Source organism: Marinicauda salina, from assembly GCF_003122085.1.
Classification (GTDB): Bacteria; Pseudomonadota; Alphaproteobacteria; order Caulobacterales; family Maricaulaceae; genus Maricicauda_A; species Maricicauda_A salina.
Genome location: NZ_QEXV01000001.1, coordinates 359,010 through 377,468, shown reverse-complemented (window position 1 = coordinate 377,468; position 18,459 = coordinate 359,010). Strand labels below are relative to the sequence as shown.

At 70.3% G+C, this 18,459-nt stretch carries 20 protein-coding genes; 15 read left to right on the top strand and 5 right to left on the bottom strand.

Going from position 1 to position 18,459, the window contains the following annotated elements; genetic code table 11:
- Positions 1-6 precede the first annotated feature (6 nt).
- From xth to DDZ18_RS01650, 4 genes are all read right to left on the bottom strand, one after another.
- A complete protein-coding gene (xth, locus tag DDZ18_RS01665) occupies positions 7-819 on the bottom strand; it encodes an exodeoxyribonuclease III (RefSeq protein WP_109251614.1) in 813 nt (270 codons plus the stop codon).
- Positions 820-834: 15 nt separating this feature from the next.
- Positions 835-1,452 carry a hypothetical protein gene (locus DDZ18_RS01660; protein WP_109251613.1) on the bottom strand — a complete coding sequence of 206 codons (618 nt, stop codon included), beginning with the start codon at positions 1,450-1,452 and terminating at the stop codon, positions 835-837.
- A gap of 280 nt (positions 1,453-1,732) precedes the next feature.
- Positions 1,733-3,835: a putative bifunctional diguanylate cyclase/phosphodiesterase gene (locus DDZ18_RS01655; protein ID WP_199241112.1), complete on the bottom strand. Its 2,103-nt coding sequence runs from the start codon at positions 3,833-3,835 to the stop codon at positions 1,733-1,735.
- A gap of 172 nt (positions 3,836-4,007) precedes the next feature.
- Positions 4,008-5,015, bottom strand: coding sequence for an adenosine kinase (locus DDZ18_RS01650; RefSeq protein WP_109251612.1), 1,008 nt, complete (start codon positions 5,013-5,015; stop codon positions 4,008-4,010).
- Between the two features lie 137 nt (positions 5,016-5,152).
- On the opposite strand from DDZ18_RS01650, the gene DDZ18_RS01645 reads away from it, so the two are divergent.
- Entirely contained in the window at positions 5,153-6,049 is an 897-nt protein-coding gene (locus DDZ18_RS01645; protein WP_109251611.1) for an ATP-grasp domain-containing protein, read from the top strand.
- Here DDZ18_RS01645 and DDZ18_RS01640 read toward each other — a convergent pair.
- On the bottom strand, positions 6,030-6,650 hold the full coding sequence (locus DDZ18_RS01640) for a hypothetical protein (RefSeq protein WP_109251610.1): 621 nt from the start codon (positions 6,648-6,650) through the stop codon (positions 6,030-6,032). The two genes, DDZ18_RS01645 and DDZ18_RS01640, sit on opposite strands and share 20 nt — an antisense overlap.
- Positions 6,651-6,706: 56 nt before the next feature.
- Between DDZ18_RS01640 and DDZ18_RS01635 the strand changes: the two genes are divergently transcribed.
- The 14 genes from DDZ18_RS01635 to trmB all read left to right on the top strand — a co-directional run bounded on the left by DDZ18_RS01635 (position 6,707) and on the right by trmB (position 18,372).
- The gene (locus DDZ18_RS01635) at positions 6,707-7,180 is read left to right on the top strand and encodes a universal stress protein (protein WP_109251609.1); all 474 of its coding nucleotides are present in this window, start codon (positions 6,707-6,709) and stop codon (positions 7,178-7,180) included.
- An 85-nt stretch (positions 7,181-7,265) separates the two neighbouring features.
- Positions 7,266-7,826, top strand: a complete 561-nt coding sequence (locus DDZ18_RS14260; protein ID WP_109251608.1) for a NifU family protein — start codon at positions 7,266-7,268, stop codon at positions 7,824-7,826.
- 26 nt (positions 7,827-7,852) lie between these two features.
- On the top strand, positions 7,853-8,488 hold the full coding sequence (locus DDZ18_RS01625) for a malonic semialdehyde reductase (RefSeq protein ID WP_109251607.1): 636 nt from the start codon (positions 7,853-7,855) through the stop codon (positions 8,486-8,488).
- A gap of 7 nt (positions 8,489-8,495) precedes the next feature.
- Positions 8,496-9,143, top strand: coding sequence for a tRNA (adenosine(37)-N6)-threonylcarbamoyltransferase complex dimerization subunit type 1 TsaB (gene tsaB / locus DDZ18_RS01620; RefSeq protein WP_109251606.1), 648 nt, complete (start codon positions 8,496-8,498; stop codon positions 9,141-9,143).
- Positions 9,140-9,583 carry a GNAT family N-acetyltransferase gene (locus DDZ18_RS01615; protein ID WP_109251605.1) on the top strand — a complete coding sequence of 148 codons (444 nt, stop codon included), beginning with the start codon at positions 9,140-9,142 and terminating at the stop codon, positions 9,581-9,583. The genes tsaB and DDZ18_RS01615 overlap by 4 nt, the downstream gene beginning before the upstream one ends.
- A 110-nt stretch (positions 9,584-9,693) precedes the next feature.
- The gene (locus tag DDZ18_RS01610) at positions 9,694-10,113 is read left to right on the top strand and encodes a Fur family transcriptional regulator (protein ID WP_109251604.1); all 420 of its coding nucleotides are present in this window, start codon (positions 9,694-9,696) and stop codon (positions 10,111-10,113) included.
- 139 nt (positions 10,114-10,252) lie between these two features.
- On the top strand, positions 10,253-11,656 hold the full coding sequence (gene miaB / locus DDZ18_RS01605; RefSeq protein WP_109251603.1) for a tRNA (N6-isopentenyl adenosine(37)-C2)-methylthiotransferase MiaB: 1,404 nt from the start codon (positions 10,253-10,255) through the stop codon (positions 11,654-11,656).
- Entirely contained in the window at positions 11,653-12,648 is a 996-nt protein-coding gene (locus tag DDZ18_RS01600) for a PhoH family protein (protein ID WP_109251602.1), read from the top strand. The genes miaB and DDZ18_RS01600 overlap by 4 nt, the downstream gene beginning before the upstream one ends.
- Positions 12,645-13,115 carry an rRNA maturation RNase YbeY gene (gene ybeY / locus DDZ18_RS01595; RefSeq protein WP_109251601.1) on the top strand — a complete coding sequence of 157 codons (471 nt, stop codon included), beginning with the start codon at positions 12,645-12,647 and terminating at the stop codon, positions 13,113-13,115. Before DDZ18_RS01600 ends, ybeY begins: the two co-directional genes overlap by 4 nt.
- Entirely contained in the window at positions 13,112-13,987 is an 876-nt protein-coding gene (locus DDZ18_RS01590) for a hemolysin family protein (protein WP_109251600.1), read from the top strand. The genes ybeY and DDZ18_RS01590 overlap by 4 nt, the downstream gene beginning before the upstream one ends.
- A gap of 3 nt (positions 13,988-13,990) precedes the next feature.
- Complete coding sequence (gene lnt, locus DDZ18_RS01585; protein ID WP_109251599.1) at positions 13,991-15,619, top strand: apolipoprotein N-acyltransferase; 1,629 nt, start codon at positions 13,991-13,993, stop codon at positions 15,617-15,619.
- A gap of 56 nt (positions 15,620-15,675) precedes the next feature.
- Positions 15,676-16,113: a helix-turn-helix domain-containing protein gene (locus DDZ18_RS01580; protein WP_109252196.1), complete on the top strand. Its 438-nt coding sequence runs from the start codon at positions 15,676-15,678 to the stop codon at positions 16,111-16,113.
- Positions 16,114-16,232: 119 nt separating this feature from the next.
- The gene (gene metK / locus DDZ18_RS01575) at positions 16,233-17,405 is read left to right on the top strand and encodes a methionine adenosyltransferase (RefSeq protein WP_109251598.1); all 1,173 of its coding nucleotides are present in this window, start codon (positions 16,233-16,235) and stop codon (positions 17,403-17,405) included.
- A 286-nt stretch (positions 17,406-17,691) separates the two neighbouring features.
- Positions 17,692-18,372 carry a tRNA (guanosine(46)-N7)-methyltransferase TrmB gene (gene trmB / locus DDZ18_RS01570; RefSeq protein WP_109251597.1) on the top strand — a complete coding sequence of 227 codons (681 nt, stop codon included), beginning with the start codon at positions 17,692-17,694 and terminating at the stop codon, positions 18,370-18,372.
- The last annotated feature ends 87 nt before the right edge of the window (positions 18,373-18,459 follow it).

Genomic DNA, 18,459 nt, shown 5'->3' with positions numbered 1-18,459 from the left:
GGCCGTTCAGCCGGCCAGCGTCAGCGTCACCGGGGCGTGGTCGGACGGCTTCTCCCAGTCGCGCGTCTCGTCCCACACCCGGAACGCGTCGCGTCCGCCCGCCAGCGCGGCCTCGCGCAGCGACGGCGTCGTCCAGATATGGTCGAGCCGGCGGCCGCGATTGGATTTGCGCCAGTCGCGATTGCGGTAGCTCCACCAGGTGAAGACCTTCTCCGGCTCGGGGATGAGCGCCCGGGCGACGTCGATGAAGTCGCCGGCCGAACGGACGCGCTCCAGCCCCTCGGTCTCGACGGGCGTGTGCGAGACCACCTTGAGCAGCTGCTTGTGCGACCAGACGTCGTTCTCGTACGGGGCGATGTTGAAATCGCCCACGGCGACGATGTCGGCGTCGTCCTTCGCCCGCTCGCCGAAATAGGCCGCGAGCCGGTCGAGGAAGTCGAGCTTGTGGGCGAACCGCGGATTGGCCTCCGGGTCGGGCTCGTCGCCGCCGGCGGGGATGTAGTAGTTCTGGATCTCGACCCCGTCGATCTTCAGGCGCTGGTGGCGCGCCTCGGATTTCGCGCACAGGCCCTGGTCGTCGAGCGGCTCGATCGGCAGCCGCGAGACCGTCGCCACGCCGTGCATGCCCTTCTGGCCGGTGACGTGGGCGTGGGGATAGCCCATCGCCTCGAACGCCTTGTAGGGGAACTGGTCTTCCTGGCACTTGATCTCCTGCAGGCAGATCACGTCCGGGTCCGCGGCCTCGGCCCATTTCGCGATCTGCGGGGCGCGCAGGCGCACCGAATTGATGTTCCAGGTGGCGAGGGTCAGTCCGCTCATGCCGGCTCCGTCGTCTCAGAGAATGTTGAATGTGGCCCCGGCAACGCCGATCGGCCAGCGCCCGCGCACGAACAGCCGCCAGCGCGCGAGGAAGGGATGGGGCGGCTCCTCGTCCTCGGCCTCGGCGAGCAGGACGAGCACCGCGCCGTGGGCGGCCCGCACCAGGCCGCCGGCGGCGGCGTTGATGACCGCCTCTTCGTAGACGTCGTCCATCGAGGCCGAGGCCTCGGCCGCCTCGCGCGCGGCGTCGCCGATTTTCGACGCCACCAGCGAGAACGCCGCCTGCAGCGCGGTCTCGTCGAGCCGCTCGAGGGCGGCTTCGACCAGTCCCGCGCGCAGCATCTCCTCGGCTTCCCAGGCCTGCGGATCGCGATCGAGCGTCTCGGCCGCCGCGATCGCGTCCGACCAGTCGCCCAGCGGCGCGGGCTCGGCCTCCGGAAATCCCAGCCCGTCGAGATAGGCGCGCGCCAGCGCCGTCTCGCGGCGGTCCAGCGGTTCGCCGAGACGGGAGAAGAAGGCGGGATCCTTCACGCTCTCGGCGAAGGCGCGCGCCTTGTAGAGCAGCGGGATCTCGTCGAGCAGCCGCGCGATCACGTCGTCCGAACCGGACGGCTCGTCTTCGGAATCGGTCATGGCGGGTGTCTAGCGCGGATGGGCCGCGGGCTACAGCCTCGGCCTCAGAAGAAAAAGCGCCCGGCGGCGAGGGGGTCCGCCGGGCGCCAAGCCGCGCCTCGCGCGCGCCGGGAGGGGATCAACCGGCGCGGGCCGCGTGAGGACAGCGCTGCGGGGGGACGGCGCTGATCCATGACGTGCGGGCGGCCTGCAGGTGCATTTATGCCACAACGCCTGCCGGTCGTACAATGAATTTCGTAAAAGAGCTTGGTCGTTGCCGACAGGGCACAGCTCAGGCGCGTCAGCCGACGCGGCGGGCCTCGTCGCCGCCCCGCGCGGGGTCGACGAAGCGGGCCAGGTCGTCCAGCGCCATGGGCCGCCCGAACAGATAACCCTGCGCCAGGGTTGCGCCGAGCTCTCGCAGCATCGCCAGCTGGTCGGTGGTCTCGACGCCCTCGGCGACGGTCTTGAGCTTCAGCGAGCGCGCCATGGCGAGAATGGTCTCGACGACGATGCGCGCATGGTCGTCGCGGCTCATGTCGCGCACGAAGGTCTGGTCGATCTTGAACACGTCGAACGGCATGCGCGTGAGATAGGACAGGCTCGAGTGGCCGGTGCCGAAATCGTCGATGGCGAAGGTCACGCCGATCTCGCGCAGGGGCTCGATCTGGGCGATCACGCGCTCGGGATCGCGCATCGCGGTGGACTCGGTGAGCTCCAGCTCGAGGAATTCCGGCGGCAGGTCGGCGTCGCGCAGCGCCGACAGCACGGTGTCGGCGAAGCCGTCGCTCTCGAACTGCATCGCCGAGACGTTGACCGCGACGGGCACGTCGAGACCCTGGGCGCGCAGGCCCGCGATCTCCTTGCACGCGCGGCGCAGCACCCAGTCGCCGATCTCGCCGATCAGGCCGCATTCCTCGGCGGCCTGGATGAAGGCGCCGGGCGAGAGCAGGCCCGCCGTGGGATGGCGCCAGCGCACCAGCGCCTCGGCGCCGGCGGCCGCGCCGTCGTCCATGCGCACCTTGGGCTGGTAGAACACGACCAGCTGGTCGTCGCGCACCGCCTCGCGCAGCTCGTTCTCCAGCACCAGGCGCTCGAACGCGCTCTGGTTCATCGAGGACTCGAAGAAGGCGAAGGTGTTGCCGCCTTCGCGCTTGGCCGCGGCCATGGCGAGGTCGGCGTGACGCAGCAGCGTCTCCGGGTCGGAGCCGTCGCGCGGGAAGACCGCGATGCCCGCCGACACGCCGAGGAAAACCTGGTGGCCGGACACTTCGAAGGGTCGGCGCACGGCGTCGACGACGCGCTGGGCCAGCTGCTCGGCGTCGTCGGTCGAGGCGAGGCGCGGCAGCAGGATCGTGAACTCGTCGCCGCCCAGCCGCGCGACCATCGAAGGCTCGCCGCCCTGCTCGGCGGCGGCCAGGTCCCAGCCGCGCGCGACCTCGCGCAGGCGGCGCGCGACGGCTTCGAGCAGGCGGTCGCCCTCGCCCATGCCCAGCGAATCGTTGACGCGCTTGAAGCGGTCGAGATCGAGGAAGACGACCGCGCCGGCGCGCTCCTCGTCGGCGGCGTCGCGCACGACGCGCTCGACCTCCTTGCGGAAGCGCTCGCGATTGGGCAGCTCGGTGACCATGTCGACATAGGCCAGCCGATGGATGCGCTTCACCGAGGCGTCGAGGCGGGCGAACATCCGGTTGAACGCGTTGGCCAGGACCTCCAGCTCGTCGCCGGTGTGGACGTCGATGCGCAGGTCCAGTTTGCGCGAGGACGCCAGCCGCGCGGCTTCGGTCAGCTGCTGGATCGGTCCCAGCGCCTTGCCGACGGCCAGCGCGACGAGCGGCAGGAAGATGAGCAGGGCGGCCACGGCGATGGTGATCTGGCGACGCAACAGCACGCCGGCGGGCTGGGCCACTGCGGCGACCGGCACCGAAACCACGACCGCGCCCACCAGCCGCCCGTCATGGAAGGCCGGCTCGGCGATCCGGATCTGGTCGTCGATCACCTCGATGCGCGTGTCGACAGCGCCGATCGCCGACTGGATCAGGTGGTCGGCCGCCCGGTCTCCCGTCCCGAACGGCGCGGCGCCGGCCGCGCCCAGCACTTCGCGCAGCGGATCGGCGGCGTAGACCGAGGCGACGTCCGGGCGCCCGCCGAAGCGCCGCAGCTGGTCGGAGAGCCGCGCGCCGTCTTCGGCGTCGGCCATGGCCGGAGCCGCGTTGCTCGCGAACAGCTCGGTGATCAGCTCGGCGTGGACGACGCTGGAGCGGAGATTGTCCTGGCGCTTGTTCTGGAACTCGATGAGCATGAGCACCGTCGTCGCCAGGACGAGGATCACCCCGCAGAGCAGGGTGAACTTCATCACCAGCGAACGCATCATGCGCGAGACGGCGTGTCGGATCGGCGCCATCGAGACCCCGGTTGCTCGGTTCGGACGCGCGGATCACACGCCCGGTGGAGCGACACTTTCGCCTTGATGTATTGAATATGGCGTTAAATGCATGGCGACGCTGCGTTAACGCCTTGAAACGTCAACGCAAGCGCCGGTTTCCCACACTTGTCCCCCGGTTTGTCCCCGGGCGTCAGGCAGCCGGGACCGCCGCGCCCTGCTCGGCGATCAGCGACTTGAGCGGCGTCTGCGGCCGCGCGCCGACATGGGAGATCACCTCGGCCGCCGCGATGGCGCCCAGCCGGCCGCACTCGGCCAGGCCCGCCCCGCGGGCGTAGCCGAGCAGGAAGCCCGCGGCGAAAAGGTCGCCGGCGCCGGTGGTGTCGCGCACCTTGTCGACCGGCTCGGCGGCGACGGTCGCGGTTTCCTCGCCGGAGACGATCACCGCGCCCTTTTCCGAGCGCGTCACCGCGGCGACGCGGGTCTCGGCGCGGACCTGCGCCAGGGCGGCGTCGAAATCGTCGGTCTCGTAGAGCGACTTCAGCTCGTCCTCGTTGGCGAACAGAACGTCGACATGGTTCTTCACCAGGTGGCGGAAGCTGTCGCGGTGGCGGTCGACGCAGAAGCTGTCCGACAGGGTCAGCGAGACCTTGCGGCCGGCGGCCTGGGCGATCTCGGCGGCGCGCACGAAGGCGGCCTTGGCCTCCTCGCGGTCGAACAGATAGCCCTCGAGATAGGTGATCGTCGCCGCGCGGATGCGCTCTGCGTCGACATCGTTCTCGGAGAACATGGTCGAGGCGCCCAGGAAGGTGCACATGGAGCGCTGTGCGTCGGGCGTGACGTTGATCAGGCAGCGCGCCGTCGCCGGACCGCCCTTAAGCGGCGCGGTGTCGTAGTCGACGCCGGCGGCGCGCAGGTCGTGGGCGAAGATCTCGCCGAGCTGATCGGCGGCGACCTTGCCGACATAGGCGCCGCGGCCGCCGAGGCTCGCCACGCCGGCGAGCGTATTGGCCGCCGAACCGCCCGAGATCTCCTCGCCCGCGCCCATGACCTCGTAGAGCGCCTTGGCGCGGTCCTCGTCGATCAGGGTCATGCCGCCCTTCTCGATGCCGTGCTCGATCAGGAAGGCGTCGTTGGAGGAGGCGATCACGTCGACGATGGCGTTGCCGACGCCCAGGACGTCGTAGCGGGTCTCGGTCATGGAGTTGGGGCCTGCGGTCTGCTTCTCGGGAAAAGTCGCGCAGGGCTTAACGCGCCCGTCGGCGAACCTCAAGGCGGCCGGCTGGCGAGCCGCGGCGAAACCGGCTAAGGCCGGCGCGGTTCAACGGAGCGTCGGCCATGCGCGACATCGCCTTTCTCGTCTCCTCCGACATCCTTCCCGGTCGGGAGGGCGCGCGCGAGGACGTCCATGAATTCGAGCTCGAATTCGGCGCGATCGAGCCGCCCTGCCGGGCGGCGGGGTTCGCGCTGCATCCCGTGGTCTGGGACGAGGGCGTCGATCCGGCGGCCTGGGACGGCCTCGTCATCGGCCCGACCTGGGACTACACGCGCAAGCGCGACGCCTATCTCGACGCGCTCGACCGGTTCGCGGCGGCCCGCCCGCTGCTCAACCCGCCGCACGTCGTCCGCTGGAACATCGAGAAGACCTATCTGCGCGATCTCGCCGCCGCCGGCGCGCCGACCGTGCCCACGATCTGGGCCGAGCGCGCCGACGCCGCCGAGATCGAGCGGGCTTTCGCGGCGTTCGCGTGCGACGAGGTGGTGGTCAAGCCGGTCGTCGGCGCCTCGGCCTGGCGCCAGGCCCGCGTCAGGCGCGGCGATCCGGCGCCCGCCGCCGACGCAATGCCGCCGGCCGAGGCGATGATCCAGCCCTTCCTGCCGTCGATCGGCGAGGCGGGCGAGCTGACTCTGATGTTCTTCGGCGGCGTGTTCTCCCATGCGCTGATCAAGCGTCCGGCGAAAGGCGACTATCGCGTCCAGTCGATCTATGGGGGCGTCGAGGAGAGGTGCGATGCGTCGGCGGAGGAACTCGAGCTCGGCCGCCGCGCGCTCGACGCGGCGTGCGCCATCTGCGCCGTCGATTCGCTGCTCTACGCCCGCGTCGACATCGTGCGCGGCCTCGATGGCCGGCCGGCGCTGATGGAGCTCGAGCTGATCGAACCCTACTACTATCCCGAGCAGGGGCCGCGCACGGGCGCGCTGTTCGCCGAGGCGCTCACCCGGCTTCTGGGTTAGCCGACCGCTCGGCCTGCGCCCGGAGCGTCTTCGCCATCTCGCCGGGCGCGTAGGCGACGGGCGGCGTCGGGCGGAACAGCCAGGCGACATAGGCGCCGAGCACGGCGAACGGCGCGGCCACGAAGCCGAGCGCGGCGCGCTCCTCGACGAGGAAGAACCAGGCGAAGAAGAACGCGCCGGTGAGCGCCATCGCCGCGCCGAGCGCCGACAGGGCGATCCTGAGGCCGAGCGACGGACCCTGGAGGAACTCGACCTCCGCTGCGCGCGGCGCCAGCGCCTCGTGCAGCGCGATGACGAATGCGCGGAAATTCGCGGCGTTGTTGGCCCATTGGCCCGGCCCGGTCGCTGTGAGGCTGCCCAGCGCGACCTCTCCCGACGGGCCGGTGACGCGGCAGACGACCTGCGCCTCGCGCCCGGCCATCTCGACGGCCAACCGGACGCGGCGGATCGCATCGAGTCGCAGGCGCGCGTCGACGACGCCGTCGCGGACGCGCTCGATCCGGTCGGCGTAGAGATGAAGCGTCTGCGGTTTCGCCATCGCGCCGCGCCGGTCGGCGAGCGTCGCGATCGCCGTGTCCTCGATCTGGTGTTCGTCCGCCACGCGCCCGTCTCCCCGCGCCACTTGCCGCCGCGTTCATATCGCGTCACCGTCGGCCCATGAGCAAGGCCCGCACCTTCCTGGTGATCGCCGACGGCAGCGACGAGAGCCGCACCGCGGCCTTCTTCGCGGCGCGCCGCGCCAAGAAGACGGGCGGCGCGGTCGCCGCGCTAGCGGTGGTCGAGCCGTCGAGCTTCGAGCACTGGATCGGGGTCGGCGAGACCATGCGCCAGGAGGCCGAGGAGGCCGCCGAGACGATGCTCAACTCGCTCGCCGAGGACATCGAATCGGTGACCGAGGCGCGGCCGCGGCTGATCCTGAAGGAAGGCGAGCTGATCGATGTCCTGCGCGCCGTCGTCGACGGCGACGAATCGATCGCCATTCTCGTCATCGGCGCGGCCGTCGGCGGGGAAGGACCGGGACCGCTCGTGACGGCCCTGGCCCGCGCCAAGGGCCTGTTCGGCGAGCGCGCCATCCCGGTGACCGTCGTCCCCGGCGATCTCTCCCGCGACGAGATCAAGGCGCTCGCGTGAGGCGGAAAGCCCCGGCGCACAAAAGGGTTGAACCCTGCGCGCCGGCGCGCCACCTCAGAGTCCGCACCCGAAAGGCTCGAGACGCATGTTCATCCAGACCGAAGAGACCCCGAACCCCGAGACGCTGAAATTCCTGCCCGGCCAGGAGATCTCTCCCGACCAGCCGCGCGATTTCGCGACGCCCGAGGCCGCCGAGTCGTCCTTCCTGGCGCGCGAACTGTTCCGCGTCGACGGCGTCGTCCGCGTCTTCGCCGGTGCGGATTATGTCTCCGTGACCAAGGCCGAGAGCGTGGAGTGGCCGCATCTCAAGCCGGCCGTGCTGGGCGCGATCATGGATGCGCTGCAGGCGGACAAGCCGCTGTTCGGCGACGCCGCCCACGAAGGCCATGCCGAGTATCACGGCGAGGCCGCCGGCGTGGTCAAGGAGATCAAGGAGATCATCGACACGCGCGTGCGCCCGGCCGTGGCCCAGGACGGCGGCGACATCGTCTTCCACGGCTATGACGCCGACAGCGGCGTGGTCAGCCTGCACATGCGCGGCGCCTGCGCGGGCTGTCCGTCCTCGACGATGACGCTCAAGGCCGGCATCGAGAACCTTCTCAGGCACTACGTTCCCGAAGTCACCGCCGTCGAAGCGGTGATGTAAGTCTCCGCGACCGGGAGGTCCGCCCCATGTCCGATGACGCTCCGCTCGCGCTGGAGGACCGCCACGGCGTGGTCGCCGATCACTGCCTCGACCAGCTCTTCCGCGGCGCGCGCACCTTCTCTTACTGGGCCGAGCGCGACGTTCCCGACACGACGCTGTATGCGCTCTACGACCTGCTGAAATACGGGCCGACGAGCGCCAATCAGTGCCCGGCCCGTTTCCTGTTCCTGAAGGGCGAGAGCAAGGAGCGCCTGAAGCCGCATCTCGCGAAGGGCAATGTCGACAAGACGATGAGCGCGCCGGTCACCGCCATCGTCGCCTGGGACACGCAGTTTCACGAGCGGCTGCCCGAGCTGTTCCCCCACAATCCCGGCGCGAAGGACTGGTTCGCCGATCCGGACTCGCGCGGCGAGCACGGCTTCCGAAACGGGACGCTCCAGGGCGCTTATTTCATCCTCGCCGCCCGCGCGCTCGGGCTGGATTGCGGGCCGATGTCGGGTTTCGACAATGACGGCGTCGACGCCGAGTTCTTCGCTTCCGACCCGGAGCGGAAGACTTGGCGATCCAACTTCCTGTGCAATCTCGGCTACGGCGTGACCGAGAAGCTCCATCCCCGCCTGCCGCGTCTGTCCTTCGACGACGCCGCGAAGATCCTGAAGTAGCGGCGCGATGGGCGCGCGGCCGATTCTCGCCATCGACACGACCGGGCCTTGGTGCGCGGCCGCGCTGCGCCGCGCCGACGGCGAGGTCTTCACCCGCGCCGAGGAGATCGGGCGCGGCCACGCCGAGCATCTCGCGCCCATGGTCGCCGACCTGCTCGACGCGGCGGGAGTCGCGCCGAACGCGCTGCAACGGATCGCGGTCGCGGCCGGGCCCGGCAGCTTCGCCGGCACGCGGGTGGGGGTGGCCTTCGCGCGCGGCCTGGCGCTGGCGAGCGGGGCGCGCGCAGTCGGCGTCTCCAGCCTCGCCGCGATCGCCCGGCGCGCGGACCCCGACGGCGATCATACCGTGCTGGCGGTCCATGACGCCAAGCGCGGCGAGCTGGTCTGGACGGTGTTCGCCAACGGCGCGCCGGTCACCGGGCTGGAGCGCGGCGATGTCGATGCGGCCACGGCCGTGCTCGCCGAGTTCGGCGAGATTCGCCTGGCCGGGTCCGGCGCGGCCGCGCTGGGCGCCGATCCTGCGCACTTCGATCCCGCGCCGCCGCTGGACGCCCTGCTCGATCTCGGCGAGGCCGCGCCCGCCGACGCCCCGCCGCCGGCGCCGGTCTATGTCCGTCCGCCCGACGCCAGGCTTCCCGGCGGCGTCGCGCCGTGACCGTCGAATCGGAGATCGCCGTCTTCGGCGTCGAGGGCGCGGCGCTTCTGGCCGCGCTGCACGCCTCGAGCTTCGACCGTCCGTGGTCGGAAACCGAGATGCGCGACCTGCTCGCCTCGCCCGGTGTTAGTGCGGTCACGGTCGGCGCGGCGGGCGATCCTGCGGGCATGGCGCTGGTGCGCGCCGTCGCCGACGAGGCCGAGCTGCTGACGATCTGCATTCGCCCCGGGAAACGCAGCGGCGGGCTGGGCCGGTCCCTGCTCGCCGCCGCCGAGACGCTGGCGCGCGAGGCCGGCGCGGCGCGGCTTTTTCTGGAGGTGTCGGCGGCCAACGCCGCCGCGCTCGGGCTCTACGCGGCGGCCGGGTACGAGACGACGGGACGGCGCCCGGCCTACTACGCCGACGGATCGGACGCCGTGCTCATGGACAAGCCGCTCTAGCCATTGGTTGCGGACCCGGCCCGGTTCATATGGACAGGCAAGGCCCGCCGAGCGTATCACTCGAGCACCCTGCGTCGCAGGCGCGGCGCGCGCGAGAAGGACCGCCCCTCATGCCCGATCGCATCGAGAAGCTCTGCATCGATAAGGGCTTGCGCATGACCGAGCAGCGCAAGGTCATCGCGCGCGTGCTCTCGACGTCGGACGATCATCCCGACGCCGAGGAGCTGCATCGCCGCGCCGCCGAGATCGATCCGAAGATCTCGCTGGCCACCGTCTACCGCACGGTGCGCCTGTTCGAGGAGGCCGGCATCATCGAGCGCCACGATTTCCGCGACGGCCGGTCGCGCTACGAGGAGGCCAGCGAGGAGCATCACGACCACCTCATCGACCTGAAGTCCGGCGAGGTGCTGGAGTTCGTCGACGAGGAGATCGAGCGCCTGCAGGAGCGCATCGCCGAGAAGCTCGGCTACAAGCTCGTCGATCACCGCCTCGAACTCTACGGCGTGCCGCTGAAGAAGGCGGAGGAGTAGGCGGTCCGGCCTGCGCCCGCGGACTTGCCCGAAAAGCCGCGTTCGACCATAACCCGCGCTTGATCGGGACTGTGGAAAAGCCCACGCTTTCGCCCCGGGAAGACGAGCGGAGACGCCGGCGAGGAGGCCGGCCCTGGCCATGAGCGAAACGCAACGCGCCGCCGCGGAGCCGACCGCGCGCAAGCGGCTCTTCATCAAGACCTACGGCTGCCAGATGAACGTGTACGACTCCGAGCGTATGCGCGATCTGCTGACGCCGCTCGGCTACGAGCCGGCGGACGCGCCAGACGGCGCCGACCTGGTCATCCTCAACACCTGCCATATCCGCGAGAAGGCCGCCGAGAAGGTGTATTCCGAGCTGGGCCGGCTGAAGCCGCTCAAGGAGGCCAAGGCCGCGAGCGGCGATCCGATGACGATCGCGGTGGCGGGCTGCGTCGCCCAGGCCGAGGGCGCCGAGATCCAGCGCCGCGCGCCCGTCGTCGATCTCGTCGTCGGCCCGCAGACCTATCACAAGCTGCCCGAGCTGATTGCCAGCGTGCATCGCGGACGCGGCGAGGGGCTGGAGACCGAGTTCGAGGTCGAGGAGAAGTTCGACCGGCTCGCCGCGCCCGTGCGCCAGGTCGAGGGCTATTCGGCGTTCGTCACCGTCCAGGAGGGATGCGACAAGTTCTGCAGCTTCTGCGTCGTGCCCTACACGCGCGGGGCGGAATGGTCGCGCCCGGTCGACCAGGTCGTCGCCGAGGTGCGCGCGCTGGCCGCGCGCGGCGTGCGCGAGGTCACCCTGCTCGGCCAGAACGTCAACGCCTATCACGGCGAGCCGCCCGCGGGCGACGCCGCCGACGGGACGTGGGGGCTCGGCCGGCTCGTGCGCCATCTCGCCCTGATCGACGGGATCGAGCGGATCCGGTTCACGACCTCGCACCCGAAGGACATGGACGACGATCTCATCGCCGCCTTCGCCGACGAGCCCAAGCTGATGCCGTATTTCCACCTGCCGGTGCAGGCGGGCTCGGACAGGATCCTCAAGGCGATGAACCGCAAGCACACGGCGGCGGAGTATCTCGACATCATCGCCCGGCTCCGCGAAGCGCGGCCGGACATCGCCATCTCCGGCGACATGATCGTCGGCTTCCCCGGCGAGACCGAGGCCGATTTCGAGGCGACGATGGCGCTCGTCCGGGAGGTCGAGTACGCCTCGTGCTTCTCCTTCAAGTATTCCCGCCGACCGGGCACGCCCGGCGCGGCGCTGCCCGGCCAGGTCGACGAGGCGGTGAAGTCCGAGCGCCTGGCGCGCCTGCAGGCGCTGCTGGGCGAGCAGCAGGAGGCCTTCAACGCTTCGATGGTCGGGCGAACCCTGCCGGTGCTGTTCGAGAAGCCGGGACGCCACGCCGGTCAGCTGTCCGGCCGCAGCCCGTATCTCCAGGCCGTCCATTGCGAGGCGCCGGAGGCGTTGATCGGAACCATCGCCGACGTCGAGATCGTCTCGGCGAGCCGCAACGCGCTCGCCGGACGGCTGAAGGACGGGGAGAGCCGCGCCGCGTGAGCCGCTCCGCGAAAACCCGGCGGCCCCGCCGCGAACCGGCCGAGACGCTTCATTTCGAGGATCCCGAGCTCGTGCGCGCGCTCGCCGGGCCGGGCCACGAGAACTTCGCCGTCATCGAGCACGAGCTGGGCGTGAGCCTGGAGGCGCCCGGCGGCGGCCAGATCGTCGTCACCGCCCCGGAGACGCGGGCGCGCACCGAGGCGCGCCGCGTCATCAACGCGCTCTACGCCCGCGCCGAGGAGAGCCTGCAGATCGACCCGGCGGCCGTGCGCGCGGCCTGCCTGATGGCCGAGGACGAGGCCGGCGAGGAGATCGATTCCATCATCCGCGTGCCGCGCGGGGCGAGCTTCGCCGCGCGCACCGACCGCCAGCGCGACTATGTCCGCGCGCTGAAGAATGACCGCGCCTACGACATGATCTTCGGCGTCGGCCCGGCGGGCACCGGCAAGACGCTGCTCGCGGTCGCCTACGGCGCCTCGCAGCTGGCGCTGGGACAGATCGAGCGGCTCATCATCACCCGGCCGGCCGTCGAGGCCGGCGAGCGTCTGGGTTTCCTGCCCGGCGCGCTCGAGGAGAAGATCGACCCCTACCTGCTGCCGATCTGGGACAGCCTGCGCGACGCGCTCGGCCAGAAGATGTCGGAAAAGATGCGCGAGGAGGGCCGCGTCGAGGTCGCCCCGCTCGCCTTCATGCGCGGGCGCACGCTCAACCGCGCCTTCGTCATCTGCGACGAGGCGCAGAACGCGACGATCGCCCAGATGCGCATGGTGCTCACGCGCCTGGGCGAGGGGTCGCGCATGGCGGTCACCGGCGATCCCTCCCAGACCGATCTCGGCCCGCGCGAGCCGTCGGGGCTGGCCCACGCGCTGACCATCCTCGACGACATCGACCGCATCGCGGTCAATCGCTTCACCCGCGCCGACGTCGTGCGCCACGATCTCGTCGCGCGCATCGTCGACGCCTACGAGGCTGCGGAGAAGCCGCCGGAATGAGCGACGATCCCGCCGCCGAGATCGTGGTCGACGACGAGCGCTGGGCCGCCGTCGAGGGACTTGAAGCGCGCTGCCTCGCCGCCATCGAGGCCGCCGCGCGGCGGATCGACGCGCCGCGGCCGGGCGCGGCGGCGGTGCTGTTCACCGACGACGAGACGGTCCACGCGCTCAACAAGCGCTATCGCGGCCGCGACAAGCCCACCAACGTGCTGTCCTTTCCCGCGCCGGAGGCCGAGGCCTATCCCGGCGACATCGCGCTGGCCTGGGAGACCTGCGCGGCGGAGGCGGCAACCGCCGGACTTGCGCTTATCGATCACGCCGCCCATCTGGCGGTTCACGGTTTTTTGCATTTGAATGGCTACGACCACGAAGCCGAGGAAGAGGCCGCGGCCATGGAAGCGCTCGAGATCCGGGCGCTGGCCGAGCTGGGGATCGCCGATCCCTATCTTGCGAATTCACGATCATGAGCGACGACGACTCTAAATCCCGAAGTTTCATCGCCCGTCTCGCGCGCGCCCTGTCGGGCCGCGGAGAGGCGGGCGACCAGCCGGCCGACGGCGAGACGCCGTCGGACCAGCACGACCTGCTCCTCAACGCCCAGGCGTTTGATCAGCTGCGCGTGGCCGACGTCATGGTGCCGCGCGCCGACATCGTCGCCGTCGACATCGACACGCCGCTGGGCGAGCTGGCGAGCCGCTTCGCCGAGGCCGCCCATTCCCGTCTGCCGATCTTCCGCGAGACGCTCGACGATCCCGTCGGCGTCGCGCACATCAAGGACGTGATGGCGCACATCGCGGGCAACGGCGCGCCGCAACACTCGGCGGCCTGGACCGAGGCGCGCATCCTGCCCGACGTGCGCAGGCCGCTGCTCTACGCGCCGCCGTCCATGCGCGCCATCGATTTGCTTTTAAAGATGCAGTCGCGGCGCATGCACATGGCGCTGGTCGTCGACGAGTTCGGCGGAACCGACGGGCTGGTGACGCTCGAGGATCTGCTCGAGCCGATCGTCGGCGACATCGAGGACGAGCACGACGAGGACGAACCGCCGGCGATCCGCGCCAAGGGCCCGGCCTGCTGGGACGCCGACGCGCGGGCGCCGATCGAGGACTTCGAGGAGACGGTCGGCCGCGAGATCGCCACTGACGAGGAGGAAGAGGACGTCGACACGCTCGGCGGCCTCGTCTTCATGCTCGCCGGGCGCATCCCCGAACGCGGCGAGGTCATCCGCCACTCCTCCGGGTTCGAGTTCGAGGTGCTGGATTCCGATCCCCGGCGGATCAAGCGGCTGCGCGTGCGTTCCGCCGCGTCGCTGGAGAGCGCCGTCGAAGCCGGCGCCTGAGACATGATGCGCGCCGCGGTCCGGTCCCTGCGCCGAACCCGGGCGCGCCTCCGGCTCCTCAGGGAATGGCGCGCGGGTGCCGCGCTGTTCGTGCTCGGCGCGCTCTCGGTGCTCGCCCACGCCCCGTTCTTCCTCCAGCCGGCCCTGCTCGTCGCGCTGGTCGCGCTCGTCCTGCTGCTCGACGACGCGCGCCGCGGCCCGCGGCCGATCGCGTCGGGCTTCTTCCGCGGCTGGGCGTTCGCCGCGGGCATGTTTCTCGCCGGGACCTGGTGGGTCTCCAACGCCTTCCTGGTCAGCGCAGCCGACCACGCCTGGCTGCTCTGGGCGCCGCTGGTGCTGATGCCGGGCGGCCTGGCGCTGTTTTGGGGGGCGGCCGGGGCGGTGTACGTCCGTTTCTCCCGGCCCGGCCCGGCCCGCATCGCGGTGTTCGCCGCGGCCTTCATGACCGTCGAGCTCCTGCGGTCCTGGGTCCTGTCGGGCTTTCCCTGGAACCTGCCCGGCCATGTCTGGCCGGCCGGCGGCGCGATGAGCCAGGCCGCCGCCCTGATCGGCGCGGCGGGGCTGTCGGCGGTCACGCTCTACGCCTTCGCCGCGCCGGCCGCCCTGTTCGGCGCCGGCGCGCGCGCGGCGCGCTGGACGCCGCCGGTCGCCGGCGCGGTCCTGCTGGCGGCCCTGTTCGGCTATGGCGGCATGCGCCTGGCCACCGCGCCGCCGTCGGCCGAGAGCGGCGAGATCGTGCGCGTCGTCCAGCTCACCGTGCCGCAGCGCGAAAAGATCTACGACAATCGGTCGGAGATCCTCGAGCGCTACCTGGCGCTCAGCGCCGGGCCGGGGCTGGCTGACGTCGATGCGGTCGTCTGGCCCGAAGGCGCGGTGCCCGCCTACATCCTCCGCGAACCCGACATCATCGACCGGCTGGCCGAGGTCTTCCCCGTCGGCGCGCGTCTGATCACCGGCGCGCCGCGCGCGGAGACCGAGGGCGAAACGACGCGGTATTTCAACTCGCTGCTGGTGATCGACTTTACGCAGGCCGGCCCGCGGCTTTCGGCCCATTACGACAAGGCCCGCCTGGTGCCGTTCGGCGAGGGCAACCCGGTGCGCGGCGTCACGGAGCTGTTCGGGTTCCAGTCGCTGTCGACGAATTCGCCGTTCTACACGCCGGGTCCCGGGCCGCGGACGCTCGACGTCGAGGGCCTGCCGCCGTTCGCGCCGCTGATCTGCTACGAGGTGATCTATCCGCGCTACGCCCCGCGCGGCGCCGAGCGACCGGAATGGTTGCTCAACATCTCCAACGACGCCTGGTACGGGAACTCCGCGGGGCCGCGGCAGCATCTCAATCAGGCGCGCTACCGCGCGATCGAGGAGGGGCTGCCGATGATCCGCGCGGCGTCCTCCGGCGTATCGGGGATGATCACGCCCTATGGTCGCGAAGGGCTGCTGATGCCACTTGACGTCGACGAAGCGTTCGATATCCGATTACTTGAAGACCTGAACGAAACATTCTACGCAAAATACGGAGATCTTCCGTGGGCAGGCGGCGCGATTATTTTGCTACTTTTGGTAATTCTGCCGCCTTTTCTCGTCCTCCGCGGGAGGGCCTCGTACCGATCAACCATGAAGCCTAGGGTCTGACCGTGGACTCGGCATCTGCGGCCATGCTGAAATATCGCAAGGAGATTCATAAGGATATGAGCACGAATCCGAGAGGCCCGACCGCGGTGGACCGTCATGTCGGTTCGCGCGTGCGCTTGCGCCGCCAGCTGCTCAATATGAGCCAGGAGAAGCTCGGCGAGGAACTCGGCGTGACATTCCAGCAGGTTCAGAAATACGAACGCGGCGCCAACCGCATCGGCGCGGGGCGGTTGTGGATGCTCGCCCGCGTGCTCGACGTGCCGGTGTCGTTTTTCTATGACGGCGTCGCCGAGACGATCGGCCAGGCCGGATTCTCCGAAGGCGACCAGACGCCGATCGTGGACGACTTCATCCAGTCCGCAGACGGCGTCGCGCTCGCCCAGGCGTTCGCGAAGATACGCGACTCCAAGGTGCGCCGGCGCATCCTCGACCTGGTGCGCACGCTGGCCGCCGAAGAGGCCGAAGCCGCCGCCGGCGACGCCGAGGAAGTCTGACCGTCGCACCCTTTTCAGCAGCGATTCGCATTTCTCCGCGGGGCGCCCCCTTGCTTTCCGCGGCGCAATAGGGTTTATGCGCGGCCATATAAAGGAAGCTTTATATGGGAGCCCCAAATTTGGCGCGTTCGTCCTACATCTTCACCAGTGAGAGTGTCTCCGAAGGCCATCCGGACAAGGTCTGCGACCGCATCTCGGACAGCATCGTGGACCTGTTCGTCTCCAAGGACCCGGTTTCGCGGGTCGCCTGCGAGACGCTGACCACCACGAACCAGATCGTCCTGGCCGGCGAGGTGCGCTGCGCCGCCGACATCGACGACGCCGAGATCGAGAAGGTCGCGCGCGAAGCCGTGCGCGAGATCGGCTACGAGCAGGAGGGCTTTCACTGGAAGACGGCGAACTTCCAGAACTTCCTGCACGAGCAGTCCGCCGACATCGCCCAGGGCGTCGACGAGGGCACCGGCTCCTACAAGGAGGAAGGCGCCGGCGACCAGGGCATCATGTTCGGCTACGCCACCGACGAGACGCCGGAGCTGATGCCGGCCCCGCTGCTCTACTCGCACCAGATCCTCAAGCGCATGGCCGAGCTTCGGAAGTCGGGCGAGCGCCCGGAATTCGAGCCGGACGCCAAGTCGCAGGTCACGCTGCGCTATGAGAACGGCATGCCCGCCGAGGTGCTGTCGGTCGTCGTCTCGACCCAGCACAAGGAAGGCGTCTCGCTCGACGACGTGCGCGAGATGGTGCGCCCGGTCGTCAAGGACGTCCTGCCCGAGGGCTGGTTCCCGCCGGAAGACGAGTTCTACGTCAATCCGACCGGCAAGTTCGTGATCGGCGGGCCCGACGGCGACGCGGGCCTCACCGGCCGCAAGATCATCGTCGACACCTATGGCGGCGCGGCGCCCCACGGCGGCGGCGCGTTCTCCGGCAAGGATCCGACGAAGGTCGACCGCTCGGCGGCCTATGTCGCGCGCTATCTCGCCAAGAACGTCGTCGCGGCGGGCCTGGCCAAGAAGTGCACGATCCAGCTCGCCTACGCGATCGGCGTGGCCAAGCCGCTGTCGGTTTATGTCGATACCCACGGCACCGGCAAGGTCGCCGAGGAGAAGCTCGAGGAGGTTCTCCCGCAGCTGGTGAACCTGTCGCCGCGCGGCATCCGCGAGCATCTCAAGCTCAACCAGCCGATCTTCGCGCGCACCGCGGCCTACGGCCATTTCGGCCGCGAGCCCGACGCGCAGGGCGGCTTCACCTGGGAGAAGACCGATCTCGTCGACGAGCTCAAGAAGCTCGCCTAGACGGATCGCGATCCGCATCGAAAGGGCCGGGGCGTTTCAGGCGCCCCGGCCTTTTTCGTTTCAGCGGGGTGGCGTCGGCTCCATGGGTTGAGGCCGGCCCGATCGCGTTTCCCCAGCGCAAGCTGGGGCCCGGGAGAGGACGAGCGACGGCTCTCGCGATCTTCGATCCCTGGGTCCTGACTTTCGTCAGGAAAACGAAGTGGGCTGCGCCGCGACAGCGACAGCGACCGCCGGCCGAACCGCCTTCCACTCGACCTGCGCGCAAAATCCTGTAGACCCCCGGCCCATGACCGAGACGCGTCCGCCGCATCGCCGCCTCTATGGCCGCGCCCAGGGCCACAGGCTGTCGCCGCGCCAGCAGCGCCTGGTCGACGCGCTCCTGCCCCGGCTCGACTGGCCCGACGCCGGCGGCGTCGATCCCGCCGCCCTGCTGCCGGGCCTCGACGCGCACGCGCTGGAGATCGGGTTCGGCGCGGCCGAACACCTGATCGCGCAGGCGGAGGCGAATCCGCGCACCGGGTTTCTCGGGATCGAGCCCTTCCTCAACGGCGTCGCCAAGGCGCTCGCCGGGATCGAGGAGAAGGCGCTGGAGAATGTCCGGGTGAAGCGCGCCGACGCGCGCGACGAGATCGAGGCCATGCCCGATGCGGCCTTCGACCGCGTCTACCTGCTGTTTCCCGACCCGTGGCCGAAGACGCGCCACGCCAAGCGGCGCTTCGTCCAGCCTGACACGGCGTTCGAGCTGGCGCGCATCCTCAAGCCGGGCGGGCGGCTGAGGCTGGCCACCGACGTGCGCGCCTACGCCGACTGGGCGCTGCCGATCCTCATGGAGACGCCGAGTCTGGCCTGGACGGCGCGGTCGGCCGGCGACTGGCGCGACCCGCCCGCCGACCACGTCACAACGCGCTACGAGTCCAAGCATCTCGGCGACATCGCGCCGGTCTTTTTCGAGTTCGAGAAGCGATGAGCCGTGCGCGCCGGACACCGCCGCCATTGCGCGGGGCGCGCCGAAGGCGTATATAAGCGGCCAACAAGTTCGATACGCCGGATGGCG